This window comes from Seohaeicola saemankumensis, from assembly GCF_021021435.1.
Taxonomy (GTDB): domain Bacteria; phylum Pseudomonadota; class Alphaproteobacteria; order Rhodobacterales; family Rhodobacteraceae; genus Seohaeicola.
Genome location: NZ_JAINWI010000003.1, coordinates 324,572 through 350,721, shown reverse-complemented (window position 1 = coordinate 350,721; position 26,150 = coordinate 324,572). Strand labels below are relative to the sequence as shown.

24 protein-coding genes and 1 tRNA gene are annotated in these 26,150 nt (G+C 60.6%); 6 read left to right on the top strand and 19 right to left on the bottom strand.

The genetic code is table 11. From position 1 onward, the window contains the following. Positions 1-69 precede the first annotated feature (69 nt). Positions 70-1,098 (top strand): IS110 family transposase, encoded by a 1,029-nt coding sequence (locus K7H22_RS01850; RefSeq protein ID WP_230798948.1) that lies wholly within the window; start codon positions 70-72, stop codon positions 1,096-1,098. A gap of 253 nt (positions 1,099-1,351) precedes the next feature. Here the strand turns inward: K7H22_RS01850 and K7H22_RS01845 are convergent, their stop codons facing one another. The 6 genes from K7H22_RS01845 to K7H22_RS01820 all read right to left on the bottom strand — a co-directional run bounded on the left by K7H22_RS01845 (position 1,352) and on the right by K7H22_RS01820 (position 7,315). Further along, positions 1,352-2,530: a DUF6538 domain-containing protein gene (locus tag K7H22_RS01845; RefSeq protein ID WP_230798946.1), complete on the bottom strand. Its 1,179-nt coding sequence runs from the start codon at positions 2,528-2,530 to the stop codon at positions 1,352-1,354. Between the two features lie 205 nt (positions 2,531-2,735). Further along, complete coding sequence (modC, locus tag K7H22_RS01840; protein ID WP_230798944.1) at positions 2,736-3,833, bottom strand: molybdenum ABC transporter ATP-binding protein; 1,098 nt, start codon at positions 3,831-3,833, stop codon at positions 2,736-2,738. A 13-nt stretch (positions 3,834-3,846) separates the two neighbouring features. Continuing rightward, positions 3,847-4,515 carry a molybdate ABC transporter permease subunit gene (gene modB, locus K7H22_RS01835; protein WP_230798943.1) on the bottom strand — a complete coding sequence of 223 codons (669 nt, stop codon included), beginning with the start codon at positions 4,513-4,515 and terminating at the stop codon, positions 3,847-3,849. A gap of 3 nt (positions 4,516-4,518) precedes the next feature. Beyond that, on the bottom strand, positions 4,519-5,307 hold the full coding sequence (gene modA / locus K7H22_RS01830; protein WP_230798941.1) for a molybdate ABC transporter substrate-binding protein: 789 nt from the start codon (positions 5,305-5,307) through the stop codon (positions 4,519-4,521). 63 nt (positions 5,308-5,370) lie between these two features. Beyond that, on the bottom strand, positions 5,371-5,784 hold the full coding sequence (locus tag K7H22_RS01825; RefSeq protein WP_419248132.1) for a winged helix-turn-helix domain-containing protein: 414 nt from the start codon (positions 5,782-5,784) through the stop codon (positions 5,371-5,373). 52 nt (positions 5,785-5,836) lie between these two features. Beyond that, the gene (locus K7H22_RS01820; protein WP_230798939.1) at positions 5,837-7,315 is read right to left on the bottom strand and encodes a phospholipase D-like domain-containing protein; all 1,479 of its coding nucleotides are present in this window, start codon (positions 7,313-7,315) and stop codon (positions 5,837-5,839) included. Between the two features lie 232 nt (positions 7,316-7,547). On the opposite strand from K7H22_RS01820, the gene K7H22_RS01815 reads away from it, so the two are divergent. Then, a complete protein-coding gene (locus tag K7H22_RS01815; protein ID WP_230798938.1) occupies positions 7,548-7,802 on the top strand; it encodes a hypothetical protein in 255 nt (84 codons plus the stop codon). Here the strand turns inward: K7H22_RS01815 and K7H22_RS01810 are convergent. Together K7H22_RS01810 and K7H22_RS01805 are read right to left on the bottom strand one after the other, a co-directional pair. Continuing rightward, positions 7,760-8,575, bottom strand: coding sequence for an RlmE family RNA methyltransferase (locus tag K7H22_RS01810; protein ID WP_230798927.1), 816 nt, complete (start codon positions 8,573-8,575; stop codon positions 7,760-7,762). The two genes, K7H22_RS01815 and K7H22_RS01810, sit on opposite strands and share 43 nt — an antisense overlap. Positions 8,576-8,665: 90 nt before the next feature. Beyond that, a complete protein-coding gene (locus K7H22_RS01805; RefSeq protein WP_230798925.1) occupies positions 8,666-9,778 on the bottom strand; it encodes a Ppx/GppA phosphatase family protein in 1,113 nt (370 codons plus the stop codon). Between the two features lie 238 nt (positions 9,779-10,016). Between K7H22_RS01805 and K7H22_RS01800 the strand changes: the two genes are divergently transcribed. The 3 genes from K7H22_RS01800 to K7H22_RS01790 are packed head-to-tail and all read left to right on the top strand — an operon-like array spanning position 10,017 to position 12,358. Further along, positions 10,017-10,322 carry a virulence factor gene (locus tag K7H22_RS01800; protein WP_230798923.1) on the top strand — a complete coding sequence of 102 codons (306 nt, stop codon included), beginning with the start codon at positions 10,017-10,019 and terminating at the stop codon, positions 10,320-10,322. A gap of 35 nt (positions 10,323-10,357) precedes the next feature. Continuing rightward, entirely contained in the window at positions 10,358-11,296 is a 939-nt protein-coding gene (locus K7H22_RS01795; RefSeq protein WP_230798921.1) for a methylenetetrahydrofolate reductase, read from the top strand. A gap of 3 nt (positions 11,297-11,299) precedes the next feature. Beyond that, positions 11,300-12,358 carry a methyltetrahydrofolate cobalamin methyltransferase gene (locus K7H22_RS01790; protein ID WP_230798920.1) on the top strand — a complete coding sequence of 353 codons (1,059 nt, stop codon included), beginning with the start codon at positions 11,300-11,302 and terminating at the stop codon, positions 12,356-12,358. A 564-nt stretch (positions 12,359-12,922) separates the two neighbouring features. Here the strand turns inward: K7H22_RS01790 and K7H22_RS01785 are convergent. Next, positions 12,923-13,012: transfer RNA gene (locus K7H22_RS01785), tRNA-Ser, on the bottom strand. Between the two features lie 303 nt (positions 13,013-13,315). Here K7H22_RS01785 and K7H22_RS01780 point away from each other — a divergent pair. Further along, complete coding sequence (locus tag K7H22_RS01780; RefSeq protein ID WP_230798974.1) at positions 13,316-14,482, top strand: AI-2E family transporter; 1,167 nt, start codon at positions 13,316-13,318, stop codon at positions 14,480-14,482. Between the two features lie 48 nt (positions 14,483-14,530). On the opposite strand, the gene K7H22_RS01775 is transcribed toward K7H22_RS01780, so the two are convergent. From K7H22_RS01775 to K7H22_RS01730, 10 genes are all read right to left on the bottom strand, one after another. Continuing rightward, the gene (locus tag K7H22_RS01775; RefSeq protein WP_230798919.1) at positions 14,531-15,259 is read right to left on the bottom strand and encodes an alanyl-tRNA editing protein; all 729 of its coding nucleotides are present in this window, start codon (positions 15,257-15,259) and stop codon (positions 14,531-14,533) included. A 1-nt stretch (position 15,260) separates the two neighbouring features. After that, complete coding sequence (locus tag K7H22_RS01770; RefSeq protein WP_419248131.1) at positions 15,261-17,792, bottom strand: DUF3772 domain-containing protein; 2,532 nt, start codon at positions 17,790-17,792, stop codon at positions 15,261-15,263. Further along, positions 17,789-18,823: a cysteine synthase A gene (locus K7H22_RS01765; RefSeq protein WP_230798915.1), complete on the bottom strand. Its 1,035-nt coding sequence runs from the start codon at positions 18,821-18,823 to the stop codon at positions 17,789-17,791. The genes K7H22_RS01770 and K7H22_RS01765 overlap by 4 nt, the downstream gene beginning before the upstream one ends. A gap of 87 nt (positions 18,824-18,910) precedes the next feature. Beyond that, positions 18,911-20,050, bottom strand: coding sequence for an NUDIX domain-containing protein (locus K7H22_RS01760; RefSeq protein ID WP_230798914.1), 1,140 nt, complete (start codon positions 20,048-20,050; stop codon positions 18,911-18,913). A 4-nt stretch (positions 20,051-20,054) separates the two neighbouring features. Next, positions 20,055-20,495 carry a TrgA family protein gene (locus K7H22_RS01755; RefSeq protein WP_230798912.1) on the bottom strand — a complete coding sequence of 147 codons (441 nt, stop codon included), beginning with the start codon at positions 20,493-20,495 and terminating at the stop codon, positions 20,055-20,057. Beyond that, complete coding sequence (locus K7H22_RS01750) at positions 20,496-21,704, bottom strand: SAM-dependent methyltransferase (RefSeq protein ID WP_230798910.1); 1,209 nt, start codon at positions 21,702-21,704, stop codon at positions 20,496-20,498. Positions 21,705-21,785: 81 nt separating this feature from the next. Then, positions 21,786-23,207, bottom strand: coding sequence for a cryptochrome/photolyase family protein (locus tag K7H22_RS01745; RefSeq protein ID WP_230798908.1), 1,422 nt, complete (start codon positions 23,205-23,207; stop codon positions 21,786-21,788). 54 nt (positions 23,208-23,261) lie between these two features. Further along, positions 23,262-24,482 (bottom strand): aminotransferase class V-fold PLP-dependent enzyme, encoded by a 1,221-nt coding sequence (locus K7H22_RS01740; protein ID WP_230798906.1) that lies wholly within the window; start codon positions 24,480-24,482, stop codon positions 23,262-23,264. Between the two features lie 85 nt (positions 24,483-24,567). Further along, on the bottom strand, positions 24,568-25,557 hold the full coding sequence (gene acuI, locus K7H22_RS01735) for an acryloyl-CoA reductase (protein ID WP_230798905.1): 990 nt from the start codon (positions 25,555-25,557) through the stop codon (positions 24,568-24,570). Positions 25,558-25,634: 77 nt separating this feature from the next. Continuing rightward, a complete protein-coding gene (locus tag K7H22_RS01730) occupies positions 25,635-26,150 on the bottom strand; it encodes a DinB family protein (RefSeq protein WP_230798904.1) in 516 nt (171 codons plus the stop codon).

Below are 26,150 nucleotides of genomic sequence, written 5' to 3'. Positions count from 1 at the left end.
ATGTGACCGCCCCCCGACGGCATCAATGTGCCAAGGTGGGTTTGCGATGATCCACAAAGGAGGACGGTCATGTCGGAGATTATCACGGTCGGGCTCGACCTGGCGAAGAATGTGTTCCAAGCCCACGGGGCAGATGGGTCTGGGAAAGCGGTGCTTCGCAAGAAGCTGCGACGGGATCAGGTTCTTGAGTTTTTCGGACGGCTACCGTGCTGCGTCGTTGCGATGGAAGCCTGTGGTGGCGCCCATTTCTGGGGCCGGGAAATCGGCAAGCTTGGACATAAGGTGAGGCTCATCCCGCCCGCCTATGTGAAGCCCTTCGTGAAGCGTCAGAAAAACGATGCGGCCGATGCCGAAGCGATCTGTGAGGCTGCACTGCGCCCGACGATGCGGTTCGTGCCTGTGAAGAGCGAAGAGACGCAGGGCGCGGCTATGGTGTTTCGGGTGCGCGAGCTTCTGATCCGGCAGCGGACCCAGGCCATCAATGCACTTCGAGGGCATTTGAGCGAGTTCGGACAGGTCGTGCCACAAGGGGCGGCCAACGCGACGAAGTTGATTGCAATCATCGAAGATCCAGAATGCGATCTGCCCTCTGACGCCATCCCTACACTCAAGGTTCTGGTCGCGGCACTGGCGCAGTTGGAGGCAGAGATCGGCAAGCTCGATACTGAGATCGCCCGTCGTGCCAGAGAAAACGAATTGGCGCGGCGTCTGATGACGGTTCCGGGCATCGGCCCGCTGATCGCCACGGCCATAGCGACCCTTGCGCCGCCGCCCGAGACTTTCCGCAAGGCTCGGGATTTTGCGGCCTGGCTCGGGCTTACGCCACGACAACATTCCACTGGCGGCAAACAGCGGCTCGGAGCCACGACGAAGATGGGCGAACGGTCCCTGCGGCGGCTCCTGATCATCGGCGCTAACAGCGTCATCATCAAACGGCACACCCATGCTGCGGCCCAGCCAGGCACATGGCTGGGCGGGATGCTGTCACGCAAGCCACCAATGCTGGTGCGGGTGGCGCTGGCTAACAAGATGGCGCGGATCGTCTGGGCCCTGATGGCCCGCGGTGGCGTTTATCAGTCTCCGACCCCGGCGGCATAAGCCCGCTGTAGGTCGCGAGGACGTCGGAGCGTAAGAGGGCAAGGAGAAGTTTGGCGCAACAGTCGTGAGACGGGATCGGGAGAACCAGTGTGCAACAGAGTGCCATCGAGCACGCGGCTTTGATCTGGACCCGACCTTCGAACACCATACGGGCCCGCGGCATCTGGAACGCCGCATCATGAGGCCGGATACATGTCCGCACCCGATGACGCGCTAAAATAAGCTCTGAAGATTGCTCTTGCGCAAGGGGCGGTTATACATGTTGCACCATCCGTGACTCCCAGGTGTGGCGCACACCTCCGATGGTGTGCCGGTCGGACGGTAGAAGTTCGTGACTCCGCAGAGTCTTATTGACTGCCGCAGAATAGCTGCTCTTGCCACGATATCGAGCAAACCCGTTCGGATGCCGCCTGGCTGCTGCCAGTGCAACGCCGACGAGAGGCACGAGGCGCACAGCCGCAGGGTTCTTCACCTCGCGCCTATCGTCGCCCTCTTCGAGCTTGATACTCAGGTGCGGGATCTCATGATCCAGAACGAAGGCTGACGCCGGCAAATCGTAGATCTCGGACTGTCTGCATCCCGTCTCGATCGAGATCAGCAAGATGTCTCGCGCTTCGTCATTGAGAGTATCCAACGCGCCCGGTGCAAACCATTTTTCAACGATCCACTTGACAGGAATCTCCAGCTTGCGCTCGTCCCGCTTGTGCCGGTCCTTGATGAATACTTTGCGATAGGGCTCAGGAGGGTTGGGCCGCCCGATGCTTTCGTAGAACCGTCGCAGCATCCCGGCCATATTGGCAAAATCCTTGTTGGCAGTTTCGATGGATTGCCCCTCGGAAATGATGCGCTTGTTCCACCAGACCCTGTGCTGGAGGGATGCCGCGTGATCGACCTCGCGCACTTCCCTGTCTCCGCCAAGGACCGCAATCAGGTTGGCCACCGCGCGCTTCCGGGGATTGCGCCAAAGGCGCATCTGGTTGTCATTCTTGAACCTGTTTTCGTGCGTGGCAAACTGTTCGACCGTTTCCACGAGATCGGACAACATCACAGACACAGACTTCCCCCCTCCCAAGAGCGCCTGTGCCACCTCCACGCCGTCCTGGGGCTGCAAGGCCTCAACACGGGCCAGCAGATCACCCAGAGGCGCCTGCACGATGTCAGCCGCCGGTCGATAAGCAAAGCCCCTCGCCATAGCGACCCTTGCCGCTGCTTGCGCCGCCAGGACTTCACCGCCGCCCTGACGCACAGTCAGGCGATCCTCCAACTCGGAAATGATCCCGGCCTTGACGGCCGGCAGCAGTTCCTGCGCACGACGCAAGCTATCGGTTTCCAGACTGCGGTGCACTTCTTTGCGGGGTTCTACCTCTGCGAATCTTTTCGGGACACGCATCCGCAGATGCCAAGTCTTGCCACGCTTCACCAATCCGGTCATACGCTTTCTCCATCGACGATGGCCCATCGTGGCCGTCAAGCAGTGCTCCACATATTGCTACACATATTTGAAAAGTAGACAATCATGAGTTGCGGTAAATAACAGTTTTTATAAAGTTTTTATCGCAGCCTGTGACGGCTCGAATCCCTGTCTCTCCGCCAGAATTTCTTGACGCAATGGAAACGTCTGTAGCTGCGCGATGGCCTTAGGGTTGCGTATCTGCAGCGATATGATCGCGGGCGACGGACATGGATTTCAGGATCGCGTGTACCTGGTCGCCCGGTTCGAGGGCCAGTTGTTGCGCGGCGCGGCGGGTGATGCGGGCAAGGATGACATCCTCGCCAAGGGCCAACCGCACCATCATGGCTGGGCCATCGCCGGCCAGCAGTTCGACCACCCTGCCTACAAGAATGTTCTGGGCCGACAGCCCTTCGGGGCGGGCGCGGGACAGGATCACCTCATGCGCCATGATCCGTACCCGCACACGGGTGCCAGGGACCACATCAAGCCGCGGCAGCCATAGCGGGCCTGCGCTTGTGTGCAATGCGGTCATGCCATCCGCATCATGGCCCTTGACTACGGCACCCAGCATGGCGGCGGCCTCGCGGATGCCCATGGCATGCAGGGCCCTGGGATCGGCCATCACTGTGCCGGTCGGTCCTGCGGCCACCATGCCCCCGCCAGCGATCACCACCAGACGGTCCGCCAATAGCTGCGCCTCGTTCATGTCATGTGTCACCAGAACCACCGGCATTGCCAGATGGGCGCGCAAAGCGATGATCTCGGTATAGAGCCTGTCGCGCGTGGCGCGGTCCACCGCCGAGAAAGGCTCGTCCAGCAGCAGGGCATCGGGGCGCCGGGCCAAGGCGCGGGCCACGGCGACGCGCTGTTGCTGCCCCCCAGACAGTTCCGCCGGCTTGCGCCCTTCCAGCCCGTGCAGATTGACCAGTTCCAGCAGGCGCAATGCCTCGACCTTGCGCGCGGCACCTTGCAGATGGTCGATCGCGGCGGCCACGTTCTGTACTGCGGTCATATGGGGAAACAGCGCGTAGTTCTGGAAGACAACACCGACACGGCGGCGATGGACCGGCAGAGAGAAACCCGTCGCGCTGTCCAGCCAGAGTTGCCCCTGCACCGCGATCCGTGCCTTGTCGGGTTGCCAAAGCCCCGCGATGGTTCGCAGCATTGTCGTCTTGCCCGATCCGGAAGGACCGACCAGCGCCAGCAACTCGCCCGGTTCCACCTGAAAGGCGATGTCCAGCGGGATCGGCCCCTGCGCTTGCACAATCACATCGAGCGTCATTTCCGTTGCACTTTCATCCCAAACGCCTGCCGACGCGGGCGGAAAGCCAGTAGGTCAGTGTGATCGTGACCAGCGAAATCGCCACCAGAACCGCAGACATGATCGCGGCCCCGCTGTCGTCAAAGCCCTGCACACGATCATAGATGGCAATGGCGATGGTCTTGGTCTCGCCGGGTATGGAACCGCCGACCATCAGAACGATACCGAATTCGCCCAGCGTGTGCGCGAAGGTCAGCACCATCGCCGTTAACAGCCCTGGCCAGGCAAGGGGCAGTTCCACAGTCCACAGACTGCGCGACGGGGACATGCCGCAACAGGCGGCAGCCTCGCGCACCTCGACCGGAACCGATTCAAAGCCGCGTTGCGCGGGCTGGATCGCGAAGGGCAGATTGAAGATCACGCTGGCCAGCACCAGACCCTCGAAGCTGAACACAAGCGGTTCGCCGAACATGGTCTGCCAGAATTGCCCGACAGGTGATGCAGCCCCGAAGGAGACCAGCAGGTAGAAACCGAATACCGTGGGCGGCAACACAAGCGGCAACATGACCAGCGCCTCGACCAGCCCTTTTCCGGCAAACTTCCGATATGCCAGAACGCGCCCCATCAGGATCGACACCGGCAGCAGGATCACTACCGTCCATCCCGCCAGTTGCAGCGATAGCCAGAGGGCCGTCCAATCCATCGGTCAATAGCCTTCCGGCAAGGCAAAGCCGTAGGTTTTCAGGATTGCCCGCGCCGCGTCACCGTACATAAAATCGCGAAAGGCGATGGCCGTATTGCTGGCATCGGGCAACAGAACCATGCGCTGGCGCAAGGGGCCATGCGCTGTCTCGGGGATCAGCGCATAGGTGCCGCGGGGTGCGATATCGGCGGAAAGCATCAGGGAATAGGCGGTCAGACCGCCCTCGGCGTTGCCGGACAGGGCAAACTGGGCCGCTTGCGTGACGTTTTCCCCCAGAACCAGAAAGGGTTGCAGCGCCTTCCAAATGTCGCGCGCCTCAAGTGCCTGGCGCGCGCGGATACCGTAGGGCGCGTGATCGGGATTTGCGATGGCAAAGCGGCTGATCTGCCCCGCCTCAAGCATAGCCGCCACACCGTCAAGACCACGATCGGGCGCAAGCGGTGAACCATGCGGAGCAACAAGGACCAGACGGCCCACGGCATAGACATCGCCCTCATCTTCCACAAACCCGTCACGGTGCAGATCAAGGATAATGTCCTCATCCGCGGCGATAAACAGTTCAAAGGGGGCACCGCTGCGGATCTGACGGGCAAAGTTGCCGGACGATCCGAAAGAGAAGCGCAGATTTTGACCGGTTTCGCGCGTGAATACCGCAGCGATATCGGCCAACGCGAATTGCATGCTTGAGGCCGCAGCGATGACAGGGCCGGTTTTCGCCGGAGCCAAAGACGGAAAGAACACCGAAACCATGAGGAAAACAGCGCCTGCAAGCGCATTTCTGCTCCACAGCATGTAGCGTCCCCTTCCTTATGGTCCAGCGAACATATCGCATTGCCGCGTCAACGGTGGCAAGCGTTATTTCCGTTCCGATATATCCCTCAACATGCCCTGCATCGCATCCAGTCGTTTGGCCCCGGCCTCCGTTACGTCCTCCTCGAACGCGCGGTAGAGGGCCAGCGCCTCGCGACCGGCTTGGGTCAGAACCGCCCCGCCACCTCCCGGACCGCCTCTTGTGCTGTCCACCAGCGGATCACGGAACATCGCGTTCAGCATGCCGATCAACTGCCATGCGCGCTTGTAGCTCATCCCCATCTCGCGCCCTGCCGCAGCGATCGAGCCACAACGGTCAATCCGCTCCAGCAGCTCGGCCTTGCCGGGACCGATCATCTCGTCCTCGCCAAAGACGATGCGGATACGCAAACGGGGATGGGGCGGACGCGATGCTTTTGGTGACATGTCAGAAGAAGTGATGGATTTCCTGCCTTGCATCAAGCCTCAATCCTGCATGATGGCAGCAGGTCGGCGGCAGCGCGCCGTCTACTCACAACCGCAGAAACCGCCTGATCCGGCGCAAGAGCCGCTTTGCCCCTTTCCTGCGTCCCGAAGGGCGTTCGGGGTCCAGCAGGCTGTTTTCGGCCAGCATGGAATCCTGCGCCTCGCTGATAGCGGGCGGTACGAATTCAACCAGCGATCTGCCATCTGACAAAAGACTCTCAATCCCGCCGATCACGGACCCATCTGCCGCTTCGATTGCCCGTTCCACCGCGTCGATCTCGACGCCCAGATGTTCAGCCAGCAGATCGTGACGCAAATCAAGAATGGTTCGGGATTTAGCCGCAGCGTTCGCATCGGTCACACACACCTCGACCGACAGATCGCATTCGGTGTCAAAGCCCATTGACCGGTTATTGAGGTTGGACGAGCCGACCTTGAGGAATCGGTCATCGACGATCATCACCTTGGCATGCACATAGATCGCACGGCGTTTGGCCGTGACAGGATTGAACATCCGAAAGCGGTTCCGGTGGTCCGCCTTGCGGATCATGTCCAGCATCTTGGCCCGCGATGCCCCCATCACGGCCTCTTCCAGCCATCCATCGGCGGATTCAGGGTTGATGACTATGATTTCGGGGCTGTCATCCTCGCGCAGACGGGCCGTCAGCGCCTTGACCAGTTTGCGCGATGCGAAATACTGGCTTTCGATATAGATGCAGCGCTGCGCCGCTGCAATGGCGTCAAGATAGAGTGCCTCGATCTCGTAGATGCCCTCGCGGGTTTCATATTGCGGGGCGGTGCGGGACAGGGCCACCTGCATATCGCGCAGGTTGGGCTTCAATCCTTTCGGCCAGATCCCCGACAAGGGCGGCGGCGGCGCGATGTCCTCGCCTGTGGCACGGAACCAGCGTTCGCGGGCCAGTTCACCCAAGGCCTGCGCGGCCTCACCATCGACAGCGGTCGATACATCATGCCACGGTCCATATTTGCGCTTGGTCGTCGGCCTCTCGCGCAGCGGGTCATCATCCAGATGCGCCCGCGTATCCCAGCGGTCTGCCGTCATGTCGATCCCGCCACAAAAGGCCATCACGTCATCAATCACGATGATCTTCTGGTGATGCGCCGAACCTGCGGGATGGGCGCTGTCCAGCCGGAAACGAATACGCTTGTCGGTCATCCAGTCCAGCATCACCAAAGAGGTCGAGCCGCGTGCAATTCCGTTCAGCGCGCCCAGATCCCAGCGCAACACATAGATCCGCAGATCCGGACGTTTGTCGATCACCCATGACAGGAATTTGCCCAGCTTGTTGGGGTGGGGGGCATCATGAGAGGGGCGTTGCAACGGAATACGGGTGTCGAAATCCCAACCGATCAGGAAAACACTGTGACGCGCGTTCAGAATCGCTTCACGGACATGAGCGAAGTAATCCGCCGCATCCACGATCACGGCCAACCGCTCTGCCTGTGCGACACGCCAGCAGGTCTGGCCGGGCCGCAGAAGCGGCATCGGTTCTTCACCGTCCATAGATGTGTCTTTCCCCAAATCACCGACACCATTTCACGCAGTGCCGCGCCGACTGTGGGAGCATTGGCGGGGACAGGCAAGCGCGGCAAGGAAATTGAAGGGCTATCGGCAAGATTCGGTCAAAATGGGTGTCGCCACGGAAAAGCGCGGCTCTTGCGCTAAAAAAACCGGATTTCAGGCCTAGTGACAGGTCAGAACCGGCGTTTGACACCCCTGCAAGGGACCAAAAGTGATGCGACATCTCGGCAAAAGGGCTTTGAAAACCCATGATGCGCCGAAAGGCGACGTGCTGTGCAAGGATGCCGCGCGCCATGCCCGTTTGTTCGAAATGATCCGCCAGCAATCCCTTGCCGAGCGTGCCTTGCAGCGTCTGCACCTGCAAAGCCTGTCACAAGACCGTCCGCCCATGCCGACACCGTCCAGCCTCGGCGCCTCGTTCGAGCCTCAACCGGCTTCGGATGACATCCGCAACCCGTCACTGTCCTGATCGTCGTCCTGTTCGCGTTTGAAACCGGTAGCGACGACGAATTTCTCGGAACTATCGGCGCGAGACGCGGCGGGCTTTACGTTGACCACCTTCTTGAACCGCAGCTTGAGCAGCTTTTGCAACTCGCCCTCGGCGCCGCCTGCCAGAACCTTGGCCACGAATGTGCCGCCTTCCTCCAACACATCAAAGGCGAAATAGGCCGCCGCCTCACATAGCGCGATGATCCGCAAATGGTCGGTCTGCTTGTGACCGGATGCAGATGCCGCCATATCCGACATCACGACATCGGCGCGACCGCCCAGCCATGTTTTAACCTTCTCGTCGGCATCGTCTTCCAGAAAATCAAGCTGGTGGATTTCGCAACCCGCAATCGGTTCAACCTCTTGCAGATCGACGCCCAGGATGGTGCCAACGCGCTTGCCCTGTTTCTCGCCCAAGGCATTGACGCGCGTGACCGCCACCTGACACCAACCGCCGGGCGCGCAGCCCAGATCGACAACCCGCGCGCCGGGCACCAGAAAGCGGAACTTATCGTCCAGTTCCAGAATCTTGTAGGCTGCGCGCCCGCGAAATCCGTCCGCCTTGGCGCGTTTCACATAGGGATCGTTCAATTGCCGCTGCAGCCAGAGCGTCGAGCTCAACTTGCGGCCCCGCGCGGTCTTGACCTTGATCGTCAGGTCACGCTGGCCACGCCCCGATGTCGCCTTGGCAGCACCTGCCGGCTTGTTCTTCCCCGGCGCCTTCTGGCCGGGTGTTTTCTTCTTGTCGCTCATCGCCACTCCAGAAACAGGCGCATCCGCCCCTTCATCTTGCCCTCAATACTCAAAATCACAGCCCTGCGCCATGCGTGACCGGCGAAAGGGTCAGAATGGCCCATCCTCGAGCACCCCGTCCGCGCTCATCTGCGCGTAAAGCAGCCCCTCGCGCAGGCCCCGATCCGCGACGGACAGACGGTCTGTCGGCCACAACCGCAGCAAGGCTTGCAGGATCGCCGCCCCCGACATGATCAGCGCCTGCCGGTCCGTGCCAATGCGCGGATCGCGCCTGCGCCCCAGCGGGCCAAGGTTCAGATAGTTGCGGATGACCTTGTCGATCTGGTCCGAGGTCATTCGCAGCCCGTCCACCTTGGTCCGGTCGTATCGTTTCAGTCCCAGATGGCTGGCCGCGACGGTCGTGACTGTGCCCGATGTGCCTACGATCTGGAACCCCTCACGCTGCTGCTCGTCCTTGTAAGGGGCAAATTCGGCAAGGTTTTCCTCGAAATACCAGCTCATTAGCGCGAAACGCGCGGCATCATCCTCGACATCGCTGAACTGGTCGCGCAGCGTTGCCACGCCCAGCGGGACGGAGATCCAGTCAACCACCTTGGCCGCTGGAAAGGGGCTTTCGGGCGGGTGGAAACCGGCATGCAGCCGCATGATCGCGCGCGGGCGTTCACGGTGCGGGACCGAGGACAGATCAATCCAGACAAGCTCGGTCGATCCGCCGCCGATATCGACGACCAGCAACTGTTCGGTCTTGGTCGACACCAACGGCGCGCAGGAAATGACCGCCAGCCGCGCTTCTTCTTCGGTCTGGATGATCTCCAATTCAAGCCCGGTCTCGCGCTTGACCTGTTTGATGAACTCGCCGGCATTGCGGGCACGCCTGCAAGCTTCGGTCGCGACAAGGCGCATGCGCTTGACCTTGTGACGCTTCAATTTTTGCTGGCAGATCCGCATAGCCTGAATGGTTCGCGCCATCGAGGCGCGGCTCAGCAGGCCCGAGCCTTCCAAACCGGCCCCAAGCTGGACCGATTTCGAAAAACTGTCGACCACATGGAACTGGTTGCCCTTGGGTTGGGCAATCAGCATGCGGCAACTATTCGTGCCCAGATCCAGCGCGGCATAAAGCTGCGTTGTATCGGGCGGTATTGGCGCGGGGCTTTCGACCGCTTTCGGGAACGCGCCCGCACCTTCGGGACGCTTGGGCGTCATTGGATACGCCCTCCATTCGAGTTGGAACCAAGGTAGTGGGATCGCAGCTTGCGCGCAAGCCTCACGGATCGTTCAAGATGATCTTTAGGATTTTTCCGATCCCTGCCTGTGGTGCCATGCAACGCTTCCGGTGTAGATCATGCAGAGGTCGCAAGGCGCGGCCCATCTGTCGAAAATCGCCCCTTTGTCGCAAACGGGACGCAGTAGACAGGGCGAACCGAACAAGGGGAATCATGCAATGCCCGATGTGACCATCGTTTACTGGCGCGATATACCGGCACAGGTCATTGTTGGTCGTGGGCGCACAGGGGCAAAGCGGCAACTGGCCGAGCGCTTCGAGCAGGCCATTGACCGCGCTGCCATGAAGACCGGCGCGGCCGGCACGGATGACTATCTGGCCGAATGGCGCAAGTCCGATCCCTATCCGGTCGAGGGCGCATCGCCCTTGGAAATCGCCGAGCTTGAGGCCGCAAGGCTTGAGGCAGAATATGATCAGGACCGTATCAAAGCCCTGATCGCCAATAACGGATGGGCCGCTGCCTGATGGGCACGACCACGCCGCGCCTATGGGAGGCTGCGATGGCTTTGTTGAATTTTCGTAAACGTGATGACGGCTCCAGTCGGCATGACAGCCCCAGCGCGGCACAGATTGCCGATTTTCTGCAGGGTTACTCGATCGAGGTGATGCCGCGCACTGCCGAGAAAGTCGAGGATTTCCGTGCACTTCTGCCCCAAGGCACACGCGTCTACATCGCCCATATCGACGGCACCCCGATCGAGGACATGGTCGCAACCGCCCGCCGTCTGGCGCGTGACGGTTATTCTGTGATGCCGCATTTTCCGGCACGTATCATCAAGGACCGGGCCACACTGGCCGACTGGATCGCCCGTTACAAAGGCGAAGCGGATGTCGATCAGGCGCTGGTTCTGGGCGGTGGTGTCAGCACCCCCGCTGGCGATTTCGACAGCTCGATGCAATTGCTGGATACGGGGCTTTTCGACGGGTTCTCCCGTCTTCATGTCGCAGGCCATCCCGAGGGCAATCGCGATATCGACAGAGAAGGTGGCGACCGGATCGTGATGGAGGCGCTGCGCTGGAAACAGGCCTTTGCCAAGCGCACGAATGCAAAAATGGCGATTGCGACGCAATTCGCCTTTGACGCCAAGCCGATCATCGCATGGGCCGACCGTCTGCGCGCCGAAGGCATTGATCTGCCCATCCATATCGGCATTGCAGGACCTGCCAAGCTGCAAACCCTGATCAAGTTCGCCATCGCCTGCGGTGTTGGCCCGTCGCTGAAAGTGTTGCAAAAACGGGCGATGGATGTAACCAAGCTGCTGTTGCCCTATGAACCGAACGACGTTTTGGGAGATCTTGCAGCGCACAAGGCCGCGAACCCCGATTTCAACATCGAACATGTCCATTTTTTCCCGCTTGGCGGCATCTCGACCAACGCCAACTGGGCCATTCAACATGGCGGGCGCTCTGGTGTGCCCGCCGCACAGACCCAAGGATAAACCATGACCCGCACGATCATTGAATCCAAGACCAAGACCGCAATCATCGGCTTTGACCAGCCGTTCTGCGTGATCGGCGAGCGGATCAACCCCACGGGCCGCAAGAAGCTGGCAGCCGAGCTTGAGGCGGGCGATTTTTCGACCGTCGAAAAGGACGCGCTGGCGCAGGTTGCGGCAGGGGCTACGGTTCTGGATATCAATGCGGGCGTTGTCTACAACTCCAACCCCAACCCGAACGAGACCGAGCCGCCCCTGATGCGGAAAATGCTGGAACTGGTGCAGGGTCTGGTGGATGTGCCTCTCTGCATTGACAGCTCGGTGCCTGCCGCGCTTGAAGAAGGGCTGAAGGTCACCGAAGGCCGTCCGCTGCTGAATTCGGTCACAGGCGAGGAAGAGCGGCTGGAATTCGTGCTGCCTCTGGTCAAAAAGTATAATGTGCCGGTCGTGGCGATCTCGAACGATGACACAGGCATTTCGGAAGACCCCGATGTGCGTTTCGAGGTGGCCAAAAAGATTGTGCAGCGCGCCGCCGATTTCGGCATTCCCGCGCATGATATTGTTGTTGATCCGCTGGTGATGCCGATCGGCGCGATGGGAACGGCAGGGCTACAGGTTTTCGCACTGGTCCGTCGTCTGCGCGAGGAACTGGGTGTCAACACGACTTGTGGCGCGTCCAACATCAGCTTCGGCCTGCCCAACCGTCACGGCATCAACAACGCCTTTTTGCCGATGGCGATCACAGCGGGCATGACATCCGCGATCATGAACCCGATTGCTCTGCCGGTGCCGATGTCCAAAATCGAAGAAAAGAAACTGGCACTGGCTGCGGCTGGAATCATCGTGCCCGACGATATGGATCTGGAGCTTTTCTGCCAGTTATCGGGCCTTGGTTCGACCAAAACGCGCGCAGGCTCCGAGATGGAAGCAATCCGTGCCGCGAATTTCCTGATGAACAACGATCCTTCGGGCGGCGACTGGATCAGATTCAACCGCCCTCCCGCAGTCGAGGGCGATGGAAGCCGTGGCGGTCGCACAGGCGGGGGCCGCCGCCGTCGCGGATAATTCCCGTGATAATAAGTCAGAAACCGGCCCGAGGATCTGGCCGGTTGTTCGGTGCTAAAGAAGCGCGCCCAGCATCGTATGGGCCACAGGCATGGAAATGACGAGCGGACTGAAAAAGACCCAGATCAACCTGTCAGGTCTGGCAGCACGCACCTGATCGCAGCAGGCAGTATCCGATATGATGATCGCCTTCCACCAACACCGCGCGAGGATGACGCCTTTTTCGGCATGACAGTCTCGGTGCATCGGACCACGCAGACAGGCTTTATGCCTATTTCGGGATCACAGCAGAGCGCGTCGCAACCGATGCCGTTGACTTGCCGGGAAAACCGCCTGACACCCTGACGAGGCTATCCCAAACAGGCATAGACACGGGTTTCTATTCGCCGTTACCGTGTCCGGCGCAACCGTTCCGGACGGCTTTAGCTCATGCTGGCAACGTTCTTTGTCAAACGAACAAACTCCATTGCAAAACCCCAAGGGCGCAGCAGGTCTAGCACCCGCCCGCCTACACCAAGGCAATCCGGCCAAGCTGCACCCGCACAACGCAATCAAAAGGAATTCTGGCGGAGAGACAGGGATTCGAACCCTGGAGACGGTCTCCCGCCTACACACTTTCCAGGCGTGCGCCTTCGACCACTCGGCCACCTCTCCGTTAGCTGGCCTTCTATCCTTACCTGACCGATGAATGCAAGACCCCGAATGCTGCCGCTTTGAACAGATTTCACCTGTCCGGCCATGCAATCCGGCACAGGCATCCTGCTGGGCGTTGAGTCTTGCTACAGGATGCCACATAGTCATGGAAAAGCGCTGTTTCGCACCATATGTCTCTCATGCAGGGTGAAACCTGTCGTACAGATGATCACGAGGCCAATGCCACGCATGCACATAAAGCTATCCTCTTCCGAGGCGCATCAACCGCGCGCCGAACCTTCGGGTTCCGAAGACAGCCCGCTGATGCGTAGCGAGACCATCCAGTATTCGCGAATACAGACGACGGCGCTGATCATCATTGCCTTTGCAGTCGTATTATTCCTGCTGGTGCAGGCGCAATTCCTGCTGGTGTCGCTGGCCACGGCGATCGTGCTGTTCAGCCTGACCTCGGATGCGATCAACTCGATCGCGCGGATCAGGGTCGGGCCGTTCCGCATTCCCAACTGGCTGGCCAGTATCGCGGCGCTGCTGCTGATCTCGGCGGCGCTGCTGACGCTGACATCTATCATCCTGAGCCAGGTCAACACTGTGCTGTCCACAGCACTCGCCTACACCGAGCGCGCGCCCTTCGCGATTGCGGCGCTTTTCTCGTGGCTGGGCGAAGATATCGAAGCCTCGATCCTGAATACTGTCCGGACAGCCGATATTTCTGGCTATCTGCGCCAGCTCGCCGGACAGGCGGGCAATCTGTTGCAGGCTACCGTCCTGGTGATCCTGTTTGTCGGTTTCTTGTTCGCAGAGCGTATCTGGTTTGACACCAAGATGACGAATTTCTTTCGTGACGAGCAACAGGCGCAGCAAGTCGGGCGCATCATCGCCTCGATCATCCACCGCGTGAACTATTACCTTCTGGTCAAGACCGCCGTGAGTATCGTGACGGGGGTGATGGTGTTCGGCGTTTGCAAGCTGTTCTCGCTGGAACTGGCTGTCGCAATGGGCATTCTGACCTTCGTGTTGAACTATATTCCCAATATCGGTTCGATACTGGCCACGATTGTCGTGTCGCTGATCGCCTTTGTGCAGCTTGAAGACCCGTCGCTGACGCTGGCTATCTTCATCGCGGTCACGACGATCCAGTTTCTGAACGGCAATGTCATCGACCCGATGCTGATGGGCCATGCACTGCGGCTCTCGTCATTCGGGATCATCATCAACCTTGCCTTCTGGGCGGCTGTCTGGGGCATACCGGGGATGTTCCTGTCGGTACCGATCATGGTGGCGATCATGATTATCTGTAGCCATATTCCCGAATTGCGCGGTGTAGCGGTGCTGCTTTCGCGCGAGGGTCTGCCCGATACCGAAAGCGATCTGCCCGATTTTCCGCGCGGGATGGAAGAACCCGGGGCCACGGATACGATGCCTCATAGCCCCGCGCAGGGTGAAAGCCGTTCAGCCGCAGCAGGGGAATAGGCCCGCGCGGTCAACTGCGCGGGCGACCGGTCCGGTGCTGTGCCGCCGTCAGCTATCCAGCAACAGGGTTACCCGCCGGTTCTGGCGGCCTTTTTTCTCGAACTTGCCAAGGCTGACACGGCCGATTTCGGCGGTGCGGGCGACGTGGGTGCCGCCGCAGGGTTGCAGATCGACCTGATCCCCGCCCCGCCCGATCCGCACAAGGCGCACATGGCCCGACCCCATCGGCGGCATCACCGACATGGTTTTGACCAGACCGGGATTGGCCTCAAGGGCGGCATCCGTGATCCATTCATCCGTCACGGCCAGATCGCGGGCGATCAGCTCGTTCAACTCGGCTTCAAGGTCATCGCGGTCATCGGGTGCATCGGGCATGTCGAAATCCAGCCGTCCCTTGTCGGCGCTGATCGAGCCGCCTGTGACCGGCAAGGGGATCACGACGGATAGAAGATGCAGCGCGGTATGCACGCGCATGTGGCGGTGGCGGCGATCCCAGTCGAGGTCGGTCTGCACCAGCGCGCCCAAGGGCGGCATTGCCAAGGCCGGTTCAGCACCTGCCGGCATCAATACGATCCGGTCGCCTTCGCCCTTGCGCGTATCGGCCAGCACTATCTCGCCGCCCTCCCAGACCAGCTTGCCGCTGTCGCCGGGCTGTCCACCGCCATGCGGATAGAAGATGCTCCGGTCAAGGATCAGCCCGCCGGTGTCGGTATAGGCCAGCACGCGTCCCTCGCACTGCCTGAGATAGGCATCGGTGCGGAACAGTGGTTCTGTCATTTTATTTATCTCCCTCGCCGCCGGAGTTGTCTCCGGCATCGTCCATCTCGGCATCGCGTATCGTGTCGGATGGTGGCGTGATCTTGTCTTTGTGCGGTGCCGCCTGCCCTTCCCGCCTGTCCGTCATTGTCGCTGCAACGGGCATCTTGGCGGGGGTCTCTTCGCCGCGCAGGGCTTCGGGATTGCGTATCCATATGTCGCGCTGGGCAAAGGGAATCTCGATCCCCTCCTCGGCGAAACGCTTGGCGATCTGGTGATTGATCTCGGACTTGACCGAGAGCATCCAGTTCACATCGCGCAGAATGGCGCGGATTTCGAAATCGAGTGAATCCGCACCAAACCCCTGAAACACGATGCCCGGTGCCGGTTGTGCCAGCACCATCGGTTGCGCCTCGGCAATCTCCCGCAGGATGGTTTCGACGCGGCGCGTGTCGGTGCCATAAGCCACGCCGACACGCACGATCACGCGGCCCACGGTATTGCCGCGCGTGAAATTGGTAACCGTACCGCTGACCAGATCGGCATTCGGCACGATCACATCTGTCCGGTCGAACGTTTCAATCCGCGTCGAACGGACCGAAATATCGCGCACATAACCCTGCTGGCCACCAACCTCGATCCAGTCACCCTCGGAAATGGGGCGCTCGATCAGAAGGATGATTCCCGAGACAAAGTTCGACACGATGGTTTGCAGGCCGAAACCGATGCCCACAGAAAGCGCACCGGCGACAATGGCGATCGAGGACAGATCAATCCCCGCGCTGGTGATGGCGACCAAGGCGGCCACAAAGATACCGACATAGCCCAGCCCCACCACGATGGCATTCTGACCGCCGGGGTCAATTTTGGTCTTGGGCAGAACGGATGTCCGCAAAGCCCCCTGCACGACGCGCGTGAGGGCATAGCCAATCGTGAAAATCAGCACAAAGGCCAGAAAATCGGTCGGTGAAATCCGTGAACCACCGATGCTGAACCCCTCGCGGAAACGCGCCCAGACCTCGGTCAGATCGGCAATGCGCGCGCCCCAGATCAGCGCCAGCACAGGCAGTGCCAATACTGTCAGAAGGAAACCGATCAGCACAGGGATCAGCGCGTCGGTCTGACCGTCTGGCGCGTGGGTCACAAAAGCATAGGTGTCGCTGACCAGCTTTTGCAGGATCAGCACGACGCTGAGCATCGCAAGTGTCAGCACATAGGGGTAGATGAGGCCCTTGGCTGCCGCAGTATAGCCGATCGCCGCAGCAACAGATGCCACGACCGCAACCAGCATTGCCCCCTTGGACAGAAGCCTTACTGCGCGATCACGGTAACTGGGAATGGTGGTGTCATCATTCTGGATGGCCATCTGGCCTGTCAGAAACTGTCCCAGGCGGTAGAGCACAAGAGCGGTCAGCAAGATGACCGGAAAGCTGACGATTACAAGCGTTTCGTCGCTCAGATCCGCGATCTGGCTGAGCAATCCGATAAAGCCCTGTGCGACGATCAGAAAGGCCATTGCCGTGCTGTAATAGCGCGCTTCAGCGCGGCGTTCGGGCTGGACTGCAAGGGGTGGTTCGGACAAGCGGGCCGGAAACAGACGTCCGGCCAGCCAACGGGCCCCCAGCAGGATACCGCCCCAGACCGGAAAGACCTCGACGATTTCGGCGCCCGTCAGACCTACAAGTCCGGTGGCGAAAATCGCCTCGGTCAGTACGAAAATACCCGCAAGCGGTATGGCAACCTGTGTCAGGGATATCAGGAAGCCCCAGACATCCTTGCCACGGCTCCAACGGTCATAAAGACGTCCCCCCAGCCTGTTGGCCCAACGGCGGCCCCGCAGGATCAGGACAAGACCGATCGCGGTCAGCACCAGCGTGACCGGCAGGTTTTCAAGCGTGGCCTCGCGTTGTGCCGGATCGGCCCACGCCTCTGCCGTTTCCGTCGAGATCATGCCGCCCGCGACCGCCAGTTCCTGCGCCGCCCGCGGCCAGAGCGCCAGATTAAGCGGGGTGTGGCTACGGGTCAGCAAGGCGTCGGTCTGGCGTTCACGGATGATGCGGTCAATCTCGGCAACGATACCGCTTGCACGTGTATGGGCCTCTTCTGCGGCCAGAACGGGGGCGCGCAAACGGGCCAGTTGCTCGGTCAGTTCAGCTCTGCGCGCGGCGATGTCCTCAGGTTCGCTCCCGTTTTCGGGCACCGGTCCCAAGGCGTCGATCTGTGTTCGCAGGGTCGCGATACGCGGCGCATTGATGGATTGCGCCGACAGAAACGACTCGCGCCAGCCGACGATCTCGGCGCGCAAATCCTCCAGAACCGGTGTCGAGGCGCGTTGGGATTCAATCGCTGCTTCGGCGCGTTCCGCCGTATCCTCCCACACACCGTAATCCGGACCTGCGGCAGTATCCTCGGCCTGGGAAGATGATGTATCTGTCTGGGCTTGCGCCAGTTCTGGCAACGCAGCAGCCAGGCAGAGCACAGCCAACCACGCAAAGAAGACCGGCAAAATCCGGCAGGAGAATCTTCCAGACACGCGGGACGCTTTCGGAATCATGCCTCTTCGAATACGGACGGCACCACGCGTCCGACCTCCGTCAGCCAGTCAGGGACGGGCAGCTTCTTTTCTAGCAGGAATTCGGGATTGAACAGCTTGGACTGATAGCGCGTGCCATAGTCGCAAAGGATCGTCACGATCGTATGGCCTGGCCCCATCTCGCGGGCCATACGGACGGCCCCCGCAATATTGACCCCGGAAGATCCACCCAGACACAGACCCTCATCCGCCAGCAGATCAAAGACCAGCGGCAGCGCCTCTGCGTCGGGGATGTTATAGCTGAAATCGGGGGTGAAGCCTTCAAGGTTCGCGGTAATACGCCCCTGCCCGATCCCTTCCGTGATGGACTCGCCCGAGGATTTCAACTCTCCGGTGGTGTAGAAGGCATGCAGCGCCGCACCATCGGGATCGGCCAGACCGATCTTGACGCCTTTGGGCTGCAGGGCCATGCCGACCCCCGCCAGCGTGCCACCTGATCCGACCGCGCAGATAAAGCCATCAACCTTGCCGCCTGTCTGCTCCCAGATCTCGGGGCCGGTGGTTTCGATATGGGCCTGACGGTTGGCGGTATTGTCGAACTGGTTGGCCCAGATCACCCCATTGGGGTCTGTCTTGGCCAGCGCCTCGGCCAGACGACCGGAATAGCGGACATAATTGTTGGGGTTCTTGTAGGGCGCTGCGGGCACTTCAACCAGTTGTGCGCCCGCCAAGCGGATCATATCCTTTTTTTCCTGACTTTGGGTCTCGGGAATCACGATGACGGTCTTGAAACCCATCGAGGCCCCCACCAGCGCCAGACCGATGCCGGTATTGCCTGCCGTGCCCTCAACAATCGTGCCGCCGGGCTTGAGTAAGCCACGCGCCACGGCATCCTTGATGATGTAGAGTGCGGCGCGATCCTTGACCGACTGGCCGGGATTCATGAACTCTGCCTTGCCCAGAATCTCGCATCCTGTGGCCTCGCTGGCAGCTTTCAGCCGGATCAATGGTGTCTTGCCCACCGCATCTGCCAGATCCTGTGCTATCCGCATTGCCTGTCTCCCGTATTCCAGATCGAACGAGCGTCATGCCGCCCCAGATACTCACCAGATACCTAGTAGGCATCCGGCGGCAGAAACTCAAGGTGTGGCGCGCAGGCGGGCACGGTTGCGCGCAAGCCAGTGACCCGCCAAAATCAACGGTCCCACCGTCAGAAGATCACGGTCCAGCAGGTCCAGAAACTGCGCATATGGCAGGATATGACTGCGGATATCCTCGTCTTCGGAGGCAACGCCCCCCAGATCGTCGCTGCGGTCGGGCAGATCACAGATCCCGACAAAGATGTGAAAATACTCCGCTGTCGATCCGGGCGAGGGATAGTTGGTGCTGATGCGTTCCAAATGGCGGATGGTCAGGCCCGCCTCTTCCTGCGCCTCGCGCATGGCGGCGTCTTGTGGTGTCTCTCCGGGATCGACACGGCCTGCAACAGGTTCCAGCGGCCAGGGCACCAGATCGCCGCGCGCGTAGGGACCGGCGCGGAACTGCTCGATCACCAATACGCGGTCGCGCAGCGGATCATAGGGCAACAGAATCGCCGCATCAGAGGCCACAAAGACCGCGCGTTTGACGACGGGGCTCTGCCCGCCCTCGAACCGGCGAAAGTGCAGGTGATGCTCTTCAACCGCAAAAAAATCGGCATAGGGGCGGTCCAGCCGTTTGCTCGTGACATCGTCACGTGTCAGCCCGCTTTGTGGAAGTGCTGGATCGGCTGGCAGACCCGCCTGCCCTGCGGCCACTCGCGATGCGGCGCGCGCCATGATCATCGGATACATGCGGGCAATCACCTGTGCCGGAAAGCGCCCGAAAAAATCCATCATTTCGGACGCGGCGGCCATGTTGATCGCACTCCAACGCTGTTGCCACTCTGCCAGATCCCAAGGCGCGCCGGTTTGCCAAAGACCTGCATCGGGAAACCAGACCTGTGCCGCGCAAGGCCCTTGGGCTGTCTGCACCAAGACAGGGGCCAGATGGTAGCCGAAACCGCCCTCGTAATAATCAAGCCGTGCCATGTCCTGCGCATCAAGACCGGACAAGAGCACACCTGCGGCCTGCTGTTGCAGCGCAGGTTGCAGAACGGGAAAGGCTTGCCCCTCAGCCCAGAGGACCTGATGGTCTTGCAGGCTTGCCGCCTGTTGTTGCGAAGCCTTTACTGGATGTCCCAGAACCACCTCGAGCAATGGCACATGCCGCAGCGTGCCGTAGACAAAAAGCGCGGTCATCTGATCAGCGCCAATGCCGTGACGCGAACTCGGCCAGAATGGCGGCGACGACTCCGCCAAGAAACAACGTCCCCAAGACCGGAACGGTCGACATCGTGACCGCGAATTCAAGCCCGATACGTAACATGTCGGTCAGCGCCTCAAGCGGGCCATCGAAGCGCCGGCGCAAGGCAAGGCGCAGCATTTCGTTGCCCGATTGCACGAACAAGCCCCAGAAGATCAGCGCGGCCGCAGCGGTAAATCCGTGACCAATGGCGGGCGAGATACCGCGCCCGACCCTTTTGCCAATCACGATCCATCCCGTAGCAGCCCCCAGTGCGGCATTCACAAAGGAGAAATACCCGAAATCCTTATCCTCCGGCAGGAGCGGTTTGATCAGGTCGGACGCCAGATACCCCACGACAGCCAGAACAATGGCGGCAACAAGTCGAGGGGCTGTCAGCATCTATCCGGGCCTTGTGACTGTGATCTGCGTTACATCACAATTTCCGCTATGGAAGGTCGCAGCGCAAGACGTCAGATAGAAATTCCACATCCGGCGGAAACGATCGTCAAAGCCAAGTTCGGACACTTGATCCCATTTCTCGTTGAACGTGTCATACCAGCGGCGCAAGGTCTGGCTGTAGCTTTCGCCGAATTCGACCGAGCGGGAATAGGTCAGGCCAGCACGGTCGATTTCCTTCATAAGGGCCGAACGCGAGGGCAGCATGCCCCCTGGAAAGATATATTTCTGGATGAAGTCCACGCCGTTACGGTATATTTCAAAACGCTTTTCGTGGATCGTGATGATCTGTAGCGTCGCCGTCTTGCCGGGGCGTAACCGCTCGCGCACCGTGTCGAAATAGACGGGCCAGTATTTCTCGCCCACTGCCTCGAACATCTCGATACTGGCGATCCCGTCATAGATGCCCTTCTCGTCGCGGTAATCCTGTAGCTTGAAATCGACCATTCCTGAAAGACCTGCCTTTTCAATGCGGTCCACGGCATAGTTAAACTGCTCCTGCGAAATGGTGAGGCAAGTCACCCGCAACCCGCGTTCCTTGGCGGCATATTCGGCAAAACCACCCCAGCCGCAGCCGATTTCTAGAATATGATCCCCTGCCTGCGCGCCCATTTGGTCAACCATCGAGGCATATTTGGCGATCTGCGCCTTTTCCAGACTTTCCTGTCCGGTCTCGAACTTGGCGCTGGAATAGGTCATCGTGTCATCCAGCCACAGACTGTAGAAGTCGTTGCCCAGATCATAATGGTGGCTGATATTCTTGCGCGCCTGCTTTTTGGTGTTCGAGCGCAGGAAATGGCGCAGCTTTTCGAAAGCCCGGACAAAGACCATGCCGGGATAGCCGTCAAAGATCTCGTCGTTCTCGGCATGCATGACATCCATGAAGGCCATCAGGTCAGGTGTGCTCCACCAGCCGTCGAGATAGGCATCGGTGAAACCAAGATCCCCCTCGCGGATGAGGCGACCGAAGCAATCGGGATTGTGGATATGCAACTCTCCTACCGGACCGGGGTTCTTGCCCTCGGCGCGGAATATCCGCCCGTCCGGCAATACGATATCCAACCGCCCCTTGTTCAGGCGCTGCGCCACGGCAAAGCCGCGCGCGAAATAACGCGGCAGGTTGGTCTGGTTCTCGGTGCTTGTCAGGATCATCCGCATCTCCGTTGGGCGGTTATTCTTATTATACACGCGGGACGTAGCGCCCAAGTTTCCGTTTGCACAGAAAAAATCACCCTAGAACCCGCGATTTTCATAGGCTTCAAGCGCTGCCTTGCGCCCCTTATCCGCAGCGACGACCGGCGCGGGATAGGTATCATCCGCCGACAGCCCCCAATGCCTTGGCATCGCGTCAAAATACGCCATCGCAGTCTCCGAGGGATTCTTGCGCCCCTCGGCGATCCATTGCGCTACATAATCGCGCTTTGGATCGAATTTGTCGAGTTGTGTCACTGGATTGAACACGCGGAAATAAGGGGCCGCGTCCGGCCCCGACCCCGCCGCCCATTGCCAACCCATTGCATTGGATGCGGGATCCCAGTCAATCAGGCAGTCCTCGAACCATTTCTGGCCGATCCTCCAATGCGTTAGCAAATGCTTGGTCAAGTAGGAGGCCACGATCATCCGGCCACGGTTATGCATCCGTCCGGTCACATACATCTCGCGCATGGCGGCATCGACAAACTGGATTCCAGTGCGCCCCTGTTTCCATGCGACAACATGGGGATGGCCCTCATCCTCGTTCCAGCCGAAGCGATCCCAGTCGGGTTTCCAGTTGCTGTCCAGCAGATGCGGTGTGTGATACATCAGGTGATAGGCAAATTCACGCCAGACCAGTTCCTTGAGGAAGGTCTCGGCCCCCGGTTTGCCCTCGGCCAAGGCCCGCTGTCCGGCGTGCCAGCACTGGTGCGGGCTGATCTCGCCCAGAGCCAGGTTTTCCGACAAAAGCGAAGTGCCCGCCACATGCGGCTGGTCGCGGGTCCTGTCATAGCGCGCGATCCAAGTGTCGATAAAAGCACCCAGGCGCTCTTGTGCTGCCTGCTCTCCCAGCCTGACATGCGGTCGCACAACCGCTGCCCCCCGGTTCATCGCGGCCCCGAGTTGCCAGTCTTCCAGCCTGTCAGAGGCGGGCCATGTCTGGGGGGGCGGAATTCGCGTTGGCGCCGTCAGCGGAGTTTCGACATCGCGCCCCTTCACCGCGTTCCACATCGGTGTGTAGACGCGGTAGAAACCGCCGGTTTTGGTCTCTACCGTCCAGGGTTCGAACATCAGGTGGCCGCAAAAGCTGCGCGCATCGGTTCCGTCCTGCCGCAACGCATCCTTGACGGTGCTGTCACGCGCCTGCGCTTGCGGATCGTAAAGGCGCGACCAGAACACCGCACCTGCGCCGGTCTCGCGGATCAGGTCACGTAGCACCTCAAGCGCAGGCCCGCGCCGCAGGATCAGCTTGCTGCCCTTTGTCTCAAGCGCCTTGCTGATCGCCCCAAGCCCAAGGCCAAGCCGCCATTTGGGGGCTGCCCCCAAACCGGCCACGCTATCATCATGGATAAAGACAGGGATCACGGCGCCCTTGCGTGCAACCGCCGCGCAAAGCGCAGGATGATCGGTCAGCCGCAAATCGCGCCTGAGCCAGAGAAGGGTCACAGATCGGTTTGACACGCTGCCGCCTTGGTTCTTGTTTTGTGTAGGTTACGTAGCGGGGGCTTGATCGGATTAAAGAATTTCATCCAGCGCGGTCATCAGACGGTCAATATCGCCTTGTGCCGTGTAATGCACAAAACTCAGGCGCAAGACACCGCGCGCACTGTCCACACCCATACCCTGCAAGGCCCGTCCGGCATAGAAGTCGCCGCCGCCCGCCATGATGCCCAGTGGGGCCAGACGTGCGGCCAGATCGCGGCCTGCGTGACGTGTTTCGATGGCGACTGTGGGCGCGCGTTCGGCTGCCTGACGCGGCCCCAGTAGCCGTACCGAGTTCTTCGATCCCAGATGATCCAGCAACGGTTGCAAGAGCTTCACCTCATGGGCGCGCATCATATCATGCACGCCGCTTGCCCGCGCGGCGGGGGGGCCGCCCAAGCCGTGATGACCGGCCAGCGCGTCGATATAGTCGGCCATCCCCGCACAAGCCGCGATCTGCGCATGATCAGGACCTGCAGGGGTGAAACGTTTGTAGAGAGTATCGCCGTTGAACCCGTGCCCCTGATTGGGCAATTGCTGCCCCAGCGCACGGCGGATCACCATCAGACCCTGATGCGGACCATAGGTTTTATAGGCCGAGAACAGATAGATATCCGGCCCCATCAGCCCGACATCAGGAAAACCGTGCGGCGCATAGCTGACGCCGTCGACACAGACAAAGGCTCCGGCGGCATGGGCCATCGCGGTGATCTCGACGACCGGATTGATCTCGCCGATGACGTTGGAGCAATGGGGAAAACAGACCAGCCTGACGGACTCGTCCAGCAGGTTTTCCAGATCCTCGGGGTTCAGGTGGCCGGTTTCAGGATCATGTCGCCATTCACGGATCTCAATCCCGTCATCGGCCAGACGTCGCCACGGACCGGAATTCGCCTCGTGATCCTGATTGGTCACGATGATCGCCTCGCCCGGTTTCATCCATTGCCGGAAGGCCTGCGCCAGAACATAGGTATTGGCGGTGGTCGAAGGCCCGAAGGACAGTTCGTCCGGTTCGACGCCGAGCATGGCCGACAGGCGGCTGCGCGCCTCGTCCATTTCCGCGCCCCCCAGTCGGCTCGCCGCGTAGGGGCCATAGGGTTGCACCTTGCGTTCAGTATAGAACCGCGTCAGCCGGTCGATCACGGCGCCACAGGTGTAAGAGCCGCCCGCGTTCTCGAAAAAGCTTTGACCTTGCAGGCTGTCGACCGCAAAAGCCGGAAATTGCGCGCGCACGAAATCGACATCAAGTGTCATGGCTGTCCCCGTTGTTTTAGCAAGGACTGTGATGATCCCGCCGCACGGCGTCAAGCACCGGCGCGGCGGGACGCAGGGTCAACGCTCAGGCATTCACATCCACCACGACACGCCCGCGCACCTGCCCTTGCAGGATATCGGCGCCGAGTTCCGGCAGATCGGACAGCGTGGCGGGTTGGATCATCGCTTCCAGCTTGTCCATCGGCAGATCACGGGCAATCCGCTCCCATGCCCGCAGGCGGTTGTTATAGGGCTGCATGACGCTGTCGATCCCGAGCAGGTTCACGCCGCGCAGCAGGAATGGCACCACCGTCGCGGGCAATGACGCGCCACCCGCCAGTCCCACAGCCGCAACCGATGCACCGTATTTCATCTGCCCCAGCACCCGCGCCAGCATCGGGCCACCCACGGCATCGACGCAGCCGGTCCAGGTTTCGGATTCCAATGGACGCTTGACGGTCTCGGCCAGCTCCTCGCGCGGAACGATCCGCGTTGCGCCCAAGCCGCGCAGGTAATCCCCGGTTTCGGGGCGTCCAGTGACGGCTGCCACCTCGTGCCCCAGCGCCGCAAGGATCGCGACCGCGACAGATCCCACACCGCCCGCAGCGCCTGTGACCAACACCTCGCCGTGCCCCGGTTTCAACCCGTGATCTTCCAGCGCCATGACCGCCAGCATTGCGGTAAAGCCAGCCGTGCCCACGGCCATGGCCTGACGCGTGCTCAGGCCTTGCGGCAAGGGCACCAGCCAGTCGGCGCGCACGCGGGCTTTCTGGGAATAACCGCCCCAATGCGCCTCTCCGACACGCCAGCCGGTCAGCACCACCTTGTCACCGGCGTTGTAGCGCGGGTCACTGGATGTCTCGACCGTGCCGGCAAAGTCGATACCGGGCACATGTGGATAGTTCCGCACCAGCCCGCCACCCGGCCCGATGCACAGCCCGTCCTTGTAGTTGACCGTCGAATATTCGACCGCCACTGTTACCTCGGCATCGGGCAGGTCTGCCTCGCCAAGCTGTTTGACAGCGGCGCTGGTCTTGCCGTCCTCGTCCTTCTCAACAACCAATGCCTTGAACATGGCGCTTGCTCCTTCTGTTGTCAGGCCGGGGATCAGCCCCTGCCTTCATCTTGCGTCAATTACTCAAAAACGCCCTGTCAAAGCCAAGGGCCGTCCTGTGGCATGAAGAACAGATCCGACACGGGAGCCTTAGCACCGGCGGCTGTCAGCATAGCATGGATCTGCCCGCGATGATGTGTTTGGTGGTTGAACATATGCGCCACCAATGCCCCGACAGGACGGGTCACATCCTGTTTCATGAAACCCGAATACCATGTCAGATCTCCCACCAGATCCAGCGCCTGCAACTTTTCGGCCCAGAGCAGGATGCGCCCGTCCATACGGAAGCGTTCTGCACTCCATACGGCATAGGTTGGTGTGATCGTGGTACTGGCCTCGATCCCGTCCGCGGGTGGTTCCTGCCGCTGGAAACGCGCCATCCACATGCGATCCCCCCAGAGAATGTGGTTCGCGGTTGCAATGATCGAGCCGAAAAACGCCCCGCGTTCCGCCCGCAGCGCGTCATCCGGCAGGGATTCCATCGCCGCTTTCATCTGGCGGTTCTGCCACGCATTGTAGCGCGCCATTGTCAGAACGTATCCGGGGTTGATCAT